Source organism: Haloarcula sp. JP-L23 (assembly GCF_011602445.1).
Classification (GTDB): Archaea; Halobacteriota; Halobacteria; order Halobacteriales; family Haloarculaceae; genus Haloarcula; species Haloarcula pellucida.
In genome coordinates this window covers 92519-106821 of sequence record NZ_CP050018.1, presented here as the reverse complement: position 1 = coordinate 106821, position 14303 = coordinate 92519, and the positions used below count along the sequence as shown (strand labels likewise).

The 14303-nt window shown below is 59.3% G+C and carries 9 protein-coding genes and 2 CRISPR repeat arrays (1 of these 11 cut by a window edge); all 9 genes read right to left on the bottom strand.

What is annotated here, in order from left to right; genetic code table 11:
- A CRISPR array of direct repeats spans window positions 1-1083; the repeat unit is 30 nt; unit sequence GCTTCAACCCCACGAGGGTCCGTCTGAAAC (it extends 1170 nt beyond the left edge of the window).
- 103 nt (window positions 1084-1186) lie between these two features.
- Window positions 1187-1450: a CRISPR-associated endonuclease Cas2 gene (gene cas2 / locus G9465_RS24895; protein ID WP_165896692.1), complete on the bottom strand. Its 264-nt coding sequence runs from the start codon at window positions 1448-1450 to the stop codon at window positions 1187-1189.
- A 2-nt stretch (window positions 1451-1452) separates the two neighbouring features.
- Window positions 1453-2445: a type I-B CRISPR-associated endonuclease Cas1b gene (gene cas1b, locus G9465_RS24890; protein WP_166976138.1), complete on the bottom strand. Its 993-nt coding sequence runs from the start codon at window positions 2443-2445 to the stop codon at window positions 1453-1455.
- Between the two features lies 1 nt (window position 2446).
- Complete coding sequence (cas4, locus tag G9465_RS24885; RefSeq protein WP_166976135.1) at window positions 2447-3028, bottom strand: CRISPR-associated protein Cas4; 582 nt, start codon at window positions 3026-3028, stop codon at window positions 2447-2449.
- Entirely contained in the window at window positions 3025-5646 is a 2622-nt protein-coding gene (locus G9465_RS24880) for a CRISPR-associated endonuclease Cas3'' (RefSeq protein WP_166976132.1), read from the bottom strand. Before G9465_RS24880 ends, cas4 begins: the two co-directional genes overlap by 4 nt.
- Window positions 5647-5648: 2 nt before the next feature.
- Window positions 5649-6431, bottom strand: coding sequence for a type I-B CRISPR-associated protein Cas5b (gene cas5b / locus G9465_RS24875; protein ID WP_166976268.1), 783 nt, complete (start codon window positions 6429-6431; stop codon window positions 5649-5651).
- Window positions 6432-6433: 2 nt separating this feature from the next.
- Window positions 6434-7528, bottom strand: a complete 1095-nt coding sequence (gene cas7b / locus G9465_RS24870) for a type I-B CRISPR-associated protein Cas7/Csh2 (protein WP_166976129.1) — start codon at window positions 7526-7528, stop codon at window positions 6434-6436.
- Window positions 7529-7531: 3 nt separating this feature from the next.
- Window positions 7532-9550: a type I-B CRISPR-associated protein Cas8b/Csh1 gene (gene cas8b / locus G9465_RS24865; RefSeq protein WP_349674927.1), complete on the bottom strand. Its 2019-nt coding sequence runs from the start codon at window positions 9548-9550 to the stop codon at window positions 7532-7534.
- Window positions 9551-9653: 103 nt separating this feature from the next.
- A complete protein-coding gene (gene cas6 / locus G9465_RS24860; protein ID WP_166976123.1) occupies window positions 9654-10457 on the bottom strand; it encodes a CRISPR-associated endoribonuclease Cas6 in 804 nt (267 codons plus the stop codon).
- A 170-nt stretch (window positions 10458-10627) separates the two neighbouring features.
- Window positions 10628-13669: direct repeats of the CRISPR family, unit length 30 nt; unit sequence GCTTCAACCGCCCGAGGGTCCGTCTGTAAC.
- Window positions 13670-14034: 365 nt separating this feature from the next.
- Complete coding sequence (locus G9465_RS24855) at window positions 14035-14298, bottom strand: hypothetical protein (protein ID WP_166976120.1); 264 nt, start codon at window positions 14296-14298, stop codon at window positions 14035-14037.
- Window positions 14299-14303 lie beyond the last annotated feature (5 nt).

Below are 14303 nucleotides of genomic sequence, written 5' to 3'. Positions count from 1 at the left end.
GTCAGTCGCTGCTTCAACCCCACGAGGGTCCGTCTGAAACCAGCAACGCAGTTGTACAAGTCCCGATTAGAGAACGCTTCAACCCCACGAGGGTCCGTCTGAAACGGGTGTGTTCTCGCTCGACGTGATAGCGTCCGATCGCTTCAACCCCACGAGGGTCCGTCTGAAACCGGGCGCGACAGGTGGACACCTCGGAGATGGAGGCGCTTCAACCCCACGAGGGTCCGTCTGAAACGAATAACCACCCGATGAACCTCACGGCACTCTGTAAGCTTCAACCCCACGAGGGTCCGTCTGAAACGTGTCAAGGTGGACTACGTCGAACCCATCAAGCGGTGCTTCAACCCCACGAGGGTCCGTCTGAAACTCGTCGGCTGGGGCAGGTCGCCGTCCTCAGTCTGTTCGCTTCAACCCCACGAGGGTCCGTCTGAAACTAGCGCTCCTGCAACTCGGCGCGCTTCGTCTCGAGGCTTCAACCCCACGAGGGTCCGTCTGAAACGAGTCGTGGACAGGGGCATCGGTCCCGGATTCATCGCTTCAACCCCACGAGGGTCCGTCTGAAACTCCTCCCGGATGACGTCGCTGTAGAGCCCGTGCTTGCTTCAACCCCACGAGGGTCCGTCTGAAACGATGTTGGTTAACACTCTCGACGACCACGCTTCCGGCTTCAACCCCACGAGGGTCCGTCTGAAACTCGGACCCTCCCCACTGTGGGGGCGTGTCGTCGTTGCTTCAACCCCACGAGGGTCCGTCTGAAACTGGCGTCGAAGGTGTCCATCGTCGCGTTGCCCCCGCTTCAACCCCACGAGGGTCCGTCTGAAACTGGACCTACACTCGCTCTGGCCCAAAGAGTCGGCGGCTTCAACCCCACGAGGGTCCGTCTGAAACCGGGGGTGCGGCGGCGGGACTCGCCAGCAAGATACCGCTTCAACCCCACGAGGGTCCGTCTGAAACTGCCGTAACCGCCCCTTACTGCCGGTATGGACCGGCTTCAACCCCACGAGGGTCCGTCTGAAACGAGGACCGACTGACGAGCGGCGACCTCGTCCTCGTGCTTCAACCCCACGAGGGTCCGTCTGAAACCATGGCCGATTTGCGGGCCATAGCGGCTGTTGCAACCGAATTCACTTCACTATTTTCGTCGACCGTCAATACCCCCTGAACCCCTGGGGGTCGACGAAAATACCTAGAGAAACTGTTGGTCGTCCATTGGATCGTCACCGTACACGGATCGCTCGACGTAACTCTCCGAGTCCATCCGATACACCATCACGGACTCCCCCTCTTCGAGCATCGATTGGAGTGTCTCTTTGACTTCGACGAGCGTCCCCTCGGTGAGTTCGCCTTCGAACACCGAGTTCTGTACGTGCGTGAGATACCGCCGGAGATATTTGAGAAATTTCGGGGTCCGGTCGGCCTGTACGTCGTAGACGATGATGGCGTACACCACGGTTACCACCACCGCTTGAACGGGACGTACTCCTCACCGGTGAGCAGGTGCTTTTTTAGTTTGTACACCTCGACCCGGAGCAAGTACTGGTAACTCACCTTCCTATTCAGTCTCGGATGATCGACGGTCTGATCTAGGCTTTCTTCGAAAGCTTTCGAGAAGGTTTTCCGTCCGTTTTCGTCGAGCAGGCAGCCGTTGAGATCCGACTCGAAATCGTCGAGTTGCAGCTGATTACGGTTGACGACGCGAAAGATGATCCGGTCGGCCAGAAGCGGTTTGAACAGATCCGCGATGTCGAGAGCGAGCGAGTACCGCCGCTCGCCGGGTTCGTGTAGGAAGCTCACAGCTGGGTCGAGCGCTGTCGCACGGATCGCCGAAACGACGTTAGCGTAGACCAGTGAGTTACCGAACGAGATGAGACTGTTTACTTCGTTGTCCGGCGGGTTGTATTGTCGCCCTCCGAAGACGAACCCGTCCGGGAGTACATCGTCGAAGATCGAGTAGTACGCCTTTCTGGCAGTTGCCTCGATCCCCATCAACTCGTTCGTATCCATTTCCGCGGAGAGCGATTCGGCTTGGGCTTCTAAGCGGTCGATGACGGCGCCGAAATCGTGATCGCGGCCGTCGTAGTACTTCACGTTCGCTCGCATGTTGTGGATGCTTCCCTCGATGAACCGACGGGCGATGGCACACCGTCGGGTCGAATCGTCATAGGCTCTGACCTGTTCGACCAGCGTCTGTCCGGACGTCTGTCCCCGCTCGGGCATTATCGAACCCGCGTAGTAGTCGTTCCAGCCGAAGACGTGTATCGCGACGCCGACGTCGTTGAGAAAGGAGACGAGCCGAGTGTTGTAGTCGATCTGCCCGTGTAAGAACAGTGCTTCGGCGTTCTCGATGGGCAAGTACTTTTTCTCGCCGTCCTCGGTGACGAGGCGGATCGTGTCGTTGTGTCGTTCGAGACGGCCGTCGGTGAACACGTGGTAGTTGTCGTTCATGTTAGCAACTCCAACAGAAGTCGTGGTATGCACAGGACTCACAGAACGGCTTTTCCTCCGCAGGTGGTGGCGAGTCACTGGTAGTGACATCGTAGATGCCACGAATCGCCTTCTCGACCCACTTGACGTTCTCATCGGTGAGTGTCACAGTCTCGCGCTTGCGCTCCGTCGGATGAGCAAGTACGCCCTCTCGTTCGACGCCGACGACTCGGTCGAGATACCAGAGGTAATAGAGTAACTGGAGTTTTGCCGGCTTGACGAGCGATGAGGATGGTTTCACCTCCATTACCCGACCGTCGTCCAGTACGTCGATAGCGATGGTCCCGTCGATAGATACGTTACGACGTTTGTCGTCGTAGGCCGTGTCATCGACCTGTGTACCTCGGGCGATATTGACGTTGTCCCGGTCGATTTCGAGATGCCGAGAGGCGAACCAGAGCTCCCGTTCACAAACTTCGTAGTACTGCATCATTACGCCGGTAACGTGGAACGGGTCGTCGACGGCCTCGTCACGGGCCGAACAGAGCAGTTTCTCGACCGGATCCGTATCGTCGGTGTTGATGTCTGGTGGCTCGTTGGTCATAGGAATCTGTTGTCGACAGACGAACTCGGGACTGACAGGCCAGCCAAGGCCGAAAAGGCATCGTATGAGTCTGTCCGTGCTTTCACCTGTCGGAGCGTCGCGCCGGCATGGACTGGGTTTAAGTCGCTGATTCGGCGTGCTTCCTCGCTCGTTTCGTCGTACAGCGGAATGGATACCTGTAGTTCTCGTGTGTCCGCCAGGGTCTCGTCAAGTTGATCGAACTGGTAGCCATCGAAGGCTTCTTCGATTTCGCCAAGCAACTCCTCCTCAGGCCCAGTCCGGGCGACGACGATATCAACAGCGTTACCTGACTGTATCAGCGATAGGTGACCGAGTTCGTCGCCCTTCGCGTCTGTCACGTACTCGACATACTCCCTATTTCCAGGATTCCGGTCCTGCAATCGCTTGAAGTAGTCGGTGACCACGTTCCATGACATTGATGTCTCGGAGAATTGACTTTGGCCGTCACTGCGATGTGCGGCTATGGCCTGTGCGGTCAGTTTCGGCCGGCTTTCTGCCCCATCACCACCATAGACGGCAGTTGACGGGAGCTGCTGAAGATCTCCTGGTGATTCGAGGAGCCACACTGTCACCTTCCCGCAATCGCGTTCGAACGATCGGTTACACCGACCCGCCGCCTGAACGATGCTACTCATCGGCGCGAAGTCACGGTATACACGGTTGAAGCTGATGTCCACGCCAGCCTCGACAAGCTGGGTCGTTACGGCAACAACCGGGATGCCCACAGCATGGAGTTCCTTCGTCACATCGAGAAGGAGCTGTCTGTCGACCGGGCGGTGACGGGTCGTAAGATGAAGCAAGACCGGGTCGGTTCCATCGCGGGCGCTGCGCACCGCCGCAACGACGGCAGCTGGTTCGACCGCGGAGGTCAATGTTCCACAGCCGGCGAGTACCTCGTCGTAGACATCGTTCAGTGACGTGAACTCCTGCTTTGCAATCAGCGCGTCGGTCAGTTCCCGTGCACTATCGATGGTGTTGCATATCGCCAGCGCCGACTCATCAGAGTCGGTTTTGGAAAGTAGCGTTGCGGCGGCAGTCTCGTAACCGAGTGGAGTCGGCTCGTCGTTAACGAACGACGCCGCCGACTCGTCCAGTTCGAACACAACCCGGTCGAGGGCTTCGTAGTACCGATCAGGTCGCTCAACGAGTTCGTACGTTGTTCGCCCATCCTGCTCGAACACTTTTGGTTGCGTCGCAGTCATCACAATAGTGCGAACGCTGTACTGGTCTTCCAGCAGAGTCACGAGGCGACGAGCCAGTGGCCACCACGCTTCGGGGAGCGCCTGAGGCTCGTCGAGGATGACGACGTTCCCATCAAGTGCGGAGAGTTTCGTCGACTGCCCGTTCGACGGTCCAGCGAGGCTCTCGAACAGCTGGACGAATGTGGTCACAACCATCCCGGAGCGCCAGCTTTCCCCGAGGAGAGCCTCAATATGTGCAACTGTGTCTGGGTCCGACTCACCGAACTCAGCCCTGTCGATGACCGTCTCTGCTAGGTGGTGGTCGACCGTCAGTATCTTGTCGTGGCCGTTTGTGTCGAACACCTCCCGACACTCGGTTGCGACTTGGTCGATGATCGAGGTAAACGGGAGTGCGTAGATGAGTCGTCCCTCGTCCGTCTCGTCCCGTGCAAGCAGTTCGAGACCGGCGTTGATACCGGTCAGTGTCTTGCCCAGTCCGGTTGGAAGCGTAATGGACGCAACGGAGGCATTAGCGTCTCTGAACTCCCCGACGGCGTCCATTACTTCTTCATGGGCGTCGCCGCGAAGCTCGTGGATTCGCCGCTCGTCAGCCGTCGCATCAGAGTCCAGCGAATCCTTGAGGGTCGCGATTTTGTCTTCGAGACTGGATAGTGACGGTCGATCTCCATCATACGCAGCGGTGTCAAGCGTTGCTCCAGCAGTGAGCGCGGCTGCGCTCGTCTTATCGGCGAGTGTCAGCGTCGACCAGACCGAAAGCACCGCATCGTAGAAGTCCTCGGGTAGTGCGTCCGGTTGCGAGTTCATTGGAGTCCTACCGGTTACGGGACCGAGTACATTGAGGAGGAACTGCTCGCCGGCCACATGGTTCGCGAACTCGTCCCACGATCCTGCGCCATCGGTCGCTTCGGACAGTATTTCATCGGCAAGGGCAGCGGCGTTGTCGTCGATATCTTCGATCTGTGACCGAATCCTCTCGATGCGCTTTCTGCCCCGCTGTTGTTCTGGATGCGTGTTCTCGAAGACGTAGTCGGCGATGTCGGGAAGGTCGCCGTGGTGCTTGGCGACGGCGACGAGCCCGACCAGCGCGTCGACGCGGTCATACCCGATCTCGTCGAGCGCGTAGAACGCCGCGAAAGAAGCCAGCGGAGCATGGCTCTTCGGTTCGTCAACGGACTCGCCGTCAAGATGTCGCTGGAACGCGGTCGTGAGCTTACCGAAGTCGTGGACGAGAGCGGCGGGCCGCACAAGCTCCGAGACTGGGATACCGGCACAGCTCCTAGCTGCCATCGGGGCGAGATAGGTGACACGTTCCGCCACGTCCCGCTGGTGATCAAGGAGATGAATCGGTTCGCCGTTGTGCCGATAGTGTGAGTACCGGTCCGTTCGTTCGAACATCTTCAACTGAACATGACCTTCCGCCCGCCGACAACGCAGGCGTCGGTGTCGCGGACGGTGAGCGGGTCGCCCCGGGGACTGAACCCGTAGGCGACGAAATCAGTCGTGACACGGCCGCCGTCGTCCGTCCGCATGAATCCTGGCGACTGCTCGGTCCGCACTGGCGTTTCTTGGTCAAGCACGACGGAGTCGACTGCTTCGACGACGGCAGAGTCAACTACTGGGTCGGTTGCGTCGGCGGATTCTATGTTGTGTTCGCCGTGATACGTTATCGACGCGAGACACTCAGAAAGACCGAGGCTGGGTGTGTAGTAGCTCTCGCCGTTGCGGAGCCGGCGGCGGAGGTTAGCGTAGGTCTCCTCATCGTCGAGCCAGCAGTCGATTCGGTACTCGGGCTCCACCAGCATTTCGTAGTTATGCTGTTGGCGGAGGTCGGTCGGGTCAGGAAGGCCAATGCGGGCATGGCCGCGTGAAGGGTGCATATCGATGTTTGCCTTGGCCGTCGAGAGCGTGTTCTGCGGGATGTTCATCGTCCTGAGTGTCCCACGAGGCTCGATTGCGATGGCCGAGACTTCCTCAGCAAACAGGTCGTAGTAGTTGTCCCGACCGATGCCGAGGACGCCCGCAAGCAGTCCCGCTATAGTCGTTCGAGGCATCAGCCGATAGGTCTGCTTGACGATGTTGCCCTCGACGCGGCGGAAGTGTCCCCACTCGCCGCGCACGGTGAAGGAGAGACACGTCTCTCCTACCGGCTGGTCGTCAGCGTCGGCGTTGGTCTCGCCCATCGTCATCTGGCGGTCTCGGGGAGGGTCTCCTCGAACTCGCCGTAGACGTCGATAACGTGGACGCTGTCCGGCCCGAGAGCATCCTCCAGTTCGTCGTAGAACGCTTCAACGTCGGTCACGTCCCCGTCAGCGGAGATTCGTAGCGATGGACTGCCGGCGACGTGGATCGTGTCGATTCGCTCGGCGTTCTCATCAAGGCGATCGACGAATGAGTCTACGTCGACAACCACGTCTCGAATAGAGCGGAGCTGTTCGTCAGGTTTCGAGTGATCTTCGTCGACGCGCAATTCACGAGAGAGATCCCCCAAGTGGAAGCTCTCCTCGGCGTACTCGACTCGGGCATAGAGACGTGGTTCCTGTCCGATCTTGCTCCTACTCGTCGTCTGGTTCTTCAACGCGCGCCAACAGAGTGTGTCGAGTCGCCGCACGTCGGCCTCGGTCAGGTTCGTGTCGTCGGCCCCGTGTTCGTCGACGAGCCCACGAAAGCGTATCAGCGCGTACTTCACTCGGTGGTCATCCAAGTCGAAGCCACCCTGCTCTTTCCCCTCTCCCGTGGCGATGACACTTGTTAGGCTGTTATACTCCTCGTTTTCGGACACCGCGTGCATCGACTTACCCGGCGAGAACTGGACCGGACCCTGAAAGTGGTCTGGAAGGTAGTCATCGAATCCCTCGTACTTGCCCTTCAGATCGACGCTCATGGTCGCGCCGAAGTACCGCACATCGGCGCTGTGTCTGAGGAATGTCCCGTAGACTTCGTCGAATAGTGCCTCCTGTTCTTCATCGTCGAGGTCATCAAGATCCCACTCGTCGGGGTCCAGTTCGCGCAGTCGGTCGCCGAGTAGTTGCTCGCGACTGTACTGGTTGCCGTCATCGGACTGGACGCTCCGGATATATACCCCGTGGCCGTCGTCATCGAGTTGATCACGGAGATACCGCTTCAGCCGGACGTCGGTGACGACGCACTGCTGTGTCTCCGGGTCGATACGCGGACGGTCTGATCCACTTAGCGGGTTGCCGTTGGGGTTCGCATCGACGGCGTCGTACAGAAATACGATTTCGGATCGGTTCGTCACAGTCCCAGTTGTCTCTGACATGTATTAGGCCTCCTCTGCGTCGTCGGTCGGTTCGTCGCTCGATTCCTCGTTCGGCTCGTAGTCGTTGAGACCGTATGTGACCCCTAGCGAGTAGTAAAACCGGAGATCTGTCGTGTCTATCTCCCACTCATCGGGGTCGGTCCCGCTGTCCGCGACGGCTGCGCGGAGTTCGTCCACCACTTCGGCGTACATCGTCGAACTCATTCGGTTATCCCGCGAATAGACGACGTCCTTGTCGATCGCCTCCTGTAACGTCCGCTTGAACTTTCGGACTGTCAGCCCCTTGATGGGGTGCTGGTCAACGAGTGTCGTCGCGCGGCCTTCGCTCGATTCTTGATACCCGGAAATATGCCCAATGAGCGCGCCAAGGAGGAATGCCGCCTTTCGTCGGGGATCCTCTCGTATCGCCGGGGTTCCGTCAATGAACGATTCAAGTTTCATTTCACGTTCGAGGGCGGCGTGGCCGCCGTCGGCACGTATCTCGTCTGTCTGTGTCATCGTAGTCGGTGAATCGTAGGTGGGTGCTTTGGTCAGCGGTTCGTAGCGCGAGTCGTTTGTGTCGAGCAGACCGGCCTCGGCCAGCGCGGACAGCTGTGCGAACTGCGAGGCGATGGTGAGTGACGGGTGGTCGTCACCATCGGTGTTGGTGATTGCCTCGGTGTACTCCTGGAGTAGTTCCTCGGCCAGCAGTGGCTCCCCAGAGAGAATATTTACGAGCGCCTTGATGCGGTAGTCGTCGGACGAGATCTCCTCATCAGATGCCAAGTCGGGGAACGTCTGCGTTAGGTACCAGCCGGTGGCGATGCTCCGGAGCTGTGTACCTGCCGTAAGGAGGCCCCAGTCTGGGTGCGTTGGTAGGGGCGCTGTCCGGGGAAACTCCGCGTCGTCGAATACTGGGCTCTCGACGACCGCTTCGTGTGCGTTCGAGAGGTCGACGGGATACATGAGCGACCCGTCGATGGTGTCGCCGAACACATCGAAGCGATTCTCATGTTGGTACTGGATTGCGCCGACATAAAATCGGAGTTCGTGGCTCGAATCGATCCCAAAGGAGCTATCGCTGGTGTAGGACTGATAGGCCTGTTCGACTGGCGTCAGATCGTCGTTCTGGTAGACAGCATAAAGAATGTCGTACAGCGCGAGCACCTTCTCGACCGTCGGCCGGCCAAAAAAGTACGGTAGGTAATACACTCGCATGTTCAGCGCACCATAGGAACAGGCGTTTACGAACGTCTTGGAGGCGATAAGCATCACTGCACTATCCTCAGAAAGGGGGTGTGCTCTCCACGCCTCCTCCGGATCCAACCCTGGGAACGATTCGTGTTGTTTGCCGAGAAAGTAGTTGAGCGGGTCCTCAGCCATCCCGACCGTCTGTGTACCCTCGCCAGTGAGGAGGTCGACGGCTTCCCCCTGTGAATCGTCAGCAGCGTTCTTGTCGACGAGTTTCGATAGCTTGCGCGCCCGCATCGCAACCTGAAACACGTCGGTCTGGTTCAGTTCCGCGCTTTCCGTAGCGAGTTCGCCTGGATAAAAATATTTCTCGGCGTCGGGCGGTTGAACCTTCACCGTCGTCAGCGCCGTCGTCTTCCCGTCGAGTTTTGTTGTGACCGCCGCCTCAACGCGCTCCGGTAGTGACTCATCCTCGCCCAGTTCAGCGAGTGCGTCGACTATCCAGCCGTCCTCATGGTCAGCTGCAGCGTCAGCGACCACTTCGTCGGTCGCCCAGCGAGTGAGGCGATCGACGAGATAGCCAGCAATTCTTCCCGGTGGCTTGTTCTGACCGGTCCGGTGGGTGATGCTGTGGTCGATGCCCGCAGATGAGTCGTAGTCGCAGTGTGCGACTGCAGGGACAAGCGCATCGGTGAGCGTCGACACTTCGACCGGATCGTCGGCCAGTGTCGCACTCTCATTGTCATTGAGGTTGATGCGGAGCGCGATTAGACTCTCTGGCTCGTCGTGGATGTCCCGGGACTCGTCGGGGGTGAGATATGCGGAAAACCCCCCGCTTTCGGGGTTTGCCAAGGTGTAAAGTCGGCCGTAAAGGTGCTGGATATCCCGGAGCGTCGAAACCGGCCGTTCCGGGATTTCATCATCCAAGCGGTCTCCATACTCCGCCTCGAATTCGTCAGGGGAGAGCATTCGAGTGAGTCCCCCCTATCGTGGTCTTGTCAGTCACATTCATGAACCCGAAGCCCAGCGAATTGCGCTCGCCGAGCCCGACGTCCAGCGCCAGATTCAGGTGGCGACGGTGGTCGTCATCTCGGACGGTGTAGTCGAAGCGCCACTTGCTCAGCACCCACGTCTCTTCTCGACCCTGCGTCGGCGTGACCGGAATGGCGAAGGTCTTGATGAGCTCGTAGCCGTCGAAGAGGTCACCATCGACGTCCGAGGGCCCGGGCAAGTAGTCCGGTGCGTAGAGGCCGTGTTTCTTGTCGAGGTTGGCCTCGATCTGGTTCCGGAACGGCTCCATCGTATGCTCGGGCCGCCAGAACTCCGCTTCGTCGTGGTCGACGTCGATGTCGTACTCGTCGAAGCGCCACGGTGGGATCCGAACCAGCACGCCGGTGCCGGTTTCGAGGGTTCCGCTGGCCCCGGGTTCGCCGACGTCGGGCGACAGCGGTGTGACCTCGTCGACGTGGAACGGCATCTCGCCGATGTTCAGTTCCCGGTCATGCGTGAGGTCCTCGGCGATATGGGCGAGGAGGGATTCATCGGTGGAGGCGACGAGGAGGCTTCGCTCGTCACCCTCCTCCATGTCGCCTGGCGGGAACGGGTTACTGTATGCGAACGGCTTGGGTTGGTTCGCGTCGTGGAGACCGTCGTACGTACTGCCTTCGAGGGCTTGCCAAAACCGCCCCCGGAGTTTGTGATGATAGGTGTTGTCGTAGGCGGCGTCGGCGCGAGCTTGTAGACGTGTGAGTATCCGCACCGGTCAGCCCACCCCGCTTGTACTTAGTTGATACGTCACGACAGACTCATTTCCCGGCCAACACAAAAGGGTCAGGGTAGCGGAGTGTAAGTAGAGCTATCGCTGGATTTGGACGCTTGAGGATTGATGGTATTGGCTCAGAAGGTAGCTTTGCGGATCGACAAGAGATGGCTACAACAGTCCGGAAGTCCGTCTGTAACCCAAATAGATGGTTGGGTGGTGTCCTGTCCAGCGAGTTTCAACTGCACGAGAGTCCGTCTGTAACAAACAGGAGATTCGCCGGCTCAACGAGGAGATGCTGCTTCAACCGCCCAAGGGTCCGTCTGTAACCGGCGACCCACTGGCCACGACGGTCGGAGGGAGAGCTTCAACCGCCCGAGGGTCCGTCTGTAACGTTCATCAGGTTGCCGCCGCCACCGTTGAAGCCGATGCTTCAACCGCCCGAGGGTCCGTCTGTAACCAGACCACGTTGAAGTCCGTGGCGACGTTGACGAGCTTCAACCGCCCGAGGGTCCGTCTGTAACTAGTGTCGGCCATTACGAACTGTCCTCCTTTTCGTCGGCTTCAACCGCCCGAGGGTCCGTCTGTAACTCGCTTGTTCGTGGCCTTCCGTTCGACAATCGGGATGCTTCAACCGCCCGAGGGTCCGTCTGTAACACTCAATGTCCTCGTACGTGCGGCCCATTGTACCAGGCTTCAACCGCCCGAGGGTCCGTCTGTAACCTGGAGTTGCCGACCGGTCTGGGCGCAGATGAGGTCGCTTCAACCGCCCGAGGGTCCGTCTGTAACACCCTTGTCGATAGCGTCCTCCGAGTCGGGCATGCTTCAACCGCCCGAGGGTCCGTCTGTAACCGGGACGCGGAAGAAGACTGACGACATCTACCAGCTTCAACCGCCCGAGGGTCCGTCTGTAACGAGACAATGGACGAAATCCCGGACGACGACCGGTTGCTTCAACCGCCCGAGGGTCCGTCTGTAACGCTCATGATGCAACATCGGGGGTGTGGGTAGTTGACCGCTTCAACCGCCCGAGGGTCCGTCTGTAACTCGATGGACAACTTCGAGAATGAGTTGTCTAGCCTTGCTTCAACCGCCCGAGGGTCCGTCTGTAACTGTCGGACGAGATCCTCGGCCAGTCCGACCAGCTGCTTCAACCGCCCGAGGGTCCGTCTGTAACGCTCATGATGCAACATCGGGGGTGTGGGTAGTTGACCGCTTCAACCGCCCGAGGGTCCGTCTGTAACCGATTTCGATGTGACTCGGTCCAATACCGCCGTCTTGCTTCAACCGCCCGAGGGTCCGTCTGTAACCGACGTTCGTGGACCAGCGCAAAGTCCAGCTTAAGGCTTCAACCGCCCGAGGGTCCGTCTGTAACCAACGTGGCCCGGCTGCACACCCACATCAAGCAAGCTTCAACCGCCCGAGGGTCCGTCTGTAACGAAGTTTGTCGGGGCGGCGCGGCCGGCTTTGCGCTGGCTTCAACCGCCCGAGGGTCCGTCTGTAACGGCCATTCAGAATGAGCAAGAGAGCTTTGCAGAGATTGCTTCAACCGCCCGAGGGTCCGTCTGTAACTTTCACACCTCGGTGGGGGCGGTGCCGATGAGTGACGCTTCAACCGCCCGAGGGTCCGTCTGTAACGCGCGGTTGTATCGATGACGGTACTCATGACCTGCTTCAACCGCCCGAGGGTCCGTCTGTAACCCGGAGGCTTGAGTCGATGGCCCTCACGCCGTCGCGCTTCAACCGCCCGAGGGTCCGTCTGTAACCAGCCAGACGCTTCTTTGATGGGGATGAGCTAGATGCTTCAACCGCCCGAGGGTCCGTCTGTAACGACAGAACAAGACTGGCGAAAGACGGCGTACCTCAAGCTTCAACCGCCCGAGGGTCCGTCTGTAACGATTTCTACACGGTCACAATCCGTTACAAGCCAAATGCTTCAACCGCCCGAGGGTCCGTCTGTAACTCTGTAACTCGTTTGCGAAAACAGTCTATGGCCCAAAGCTGGTGCTTCAACCGCCCGAGGGTCCGTCTGTAACCGACAAGTTGGTCAAAGAGTACAGAGACGTACCGCCGCTTCAACCGCCCGAGGGTCCGTCTGTAACCAGCGTTAGAAACTGACTTGCAAATATAACAATGGCAGCTTCAACCGCCCGAGGGTCCGTCTGTAACCAGCCCGTTCCGGAGGAGATTGCGGAACAGTATCAGCTTCAACCGCCCGAGGGTCCGTCTGTAACGCGGTCACAAACACTGCAAGAACTTCGATGTCGGGGCTTCAACCGCCCGAGGGTCCGTCTGTAACCCGAGCTGGGCCTTGTCGCGGTGCTGTTCGTCCTCGGGCTTCAACCGCCCGAGGGTCCGTCTGTAACGAGTACGCCGGTCAAGTCGTCGACGTCGAAGTCGAGCTTCAACCGCCCGAGGGTCCGTCTGTAACACGCCACGGAGGAGGCCGAGATGGTCTTCTACGGGCTTCAACCGCCCGAGGGTCCGTCTGTAACTCTACGACGACGGCGCGGACGACTGCCGGACCGAGGCTTCAACCGCCCGAGGGTCCGTCTGTAACCGGTGGGTCATCCATCCCGACAAGAGCGAGTCGGGCTTCAACCGCCCGAGGGTCCGTCTGTAACGGTCCTCGCTTTCCCCGAGCTTGTCGACCGGTTCCCGCTTCAACCGCCCGAGGGTCCGTCTGTAACCTTTTGAATCATCGTCTTTGCAGTAGCGACACCCGCTTCAACCGCCCGAGGGTCCGTCTGTAACTAAGAAACTCGGAAAGCGCCTTGTCAAACAGAACTGGCTTCAACCGCCCGAGGGTCCGTCTGTAACTGGGGGGTTATTGTACTAACATGGCACGAGAGATTGCTTCAACCGCCCGAGGGTCCGTCTGTAACCAATCCGTCTCGCTCACCCGCCGGCAGGACGAAATCGCTTCAACCGCCCGAGGGTCCGTCTGTAACGATTGTGGCTACGATCATCCGATAGGTGTTGTGGCGCTTCAACCGCCCGAGGGTCCGTCTGTAACCGACAATAAGGACTCGAGGATAGATTGTTGTAATCGGCTTCAACCGCCCGAGGGTCCGTCTGTAACCGTTCGACACGAACGCCACGAACACCTACTACTGGCTTCAACCGCCCGAGGGTCCGTCTGTAACGTTGAGGTAGTCGGCCGCGACCGCTCCGAGTGCCGCGCTTCAACCGCCCGAGGGTCCGTCTGTAACCATGCCCCAATCACGGGCCATAGCCCAGCTATAGCCTGTTCTCACTAAATCGTTTTCGTCGACCTCCAATATCCCCTTTACCCCCGGGGGGTCGACGAAAACACTGCGTCCTACTGACTTACATCGTCGCTGTCACGTGCTGAAACTCGGCTTGCGACGGCGTCGGCTGAAGGATCAGACCGCTCCTCGAGACGTCGGTCGGCGACCGGCAGTGGCGCCTGCGCTACCACGTCGGCGACATCGCCCACTACACCGAGTGGACCAGCGAGTTCGCCGATGTCGCGGCCGAGGTGTTCGAGAACGAGTAGTCAGTCGTCATCTATCTGCTCGCGAAGTTTGGTGACCTCTCGCCGTAATCGCGTCGCTCATCCCTCATCCAGCCGCCCCTCCAATTCGTCGATTCGTGCCTCAAGCTCTGCGATACGTTGGTCGTAGACTTTCTCGCAAACCTGCTCGTGCAGTAGATTGAACAGTTCTGGCTCGTGGCGCCGGAGCAAGTCCGCGTCCTCCCCCATTCGCTCGTTGAGCTTTTTCCGAATCCGTGAGCGGTGGCTCGACCGTGTGCTCTCATCCATCTCGTCGCCGCGAATCGCGTCCCGCTCCCCGTCAGTAAGCAACGCCCGTGGCATACGCC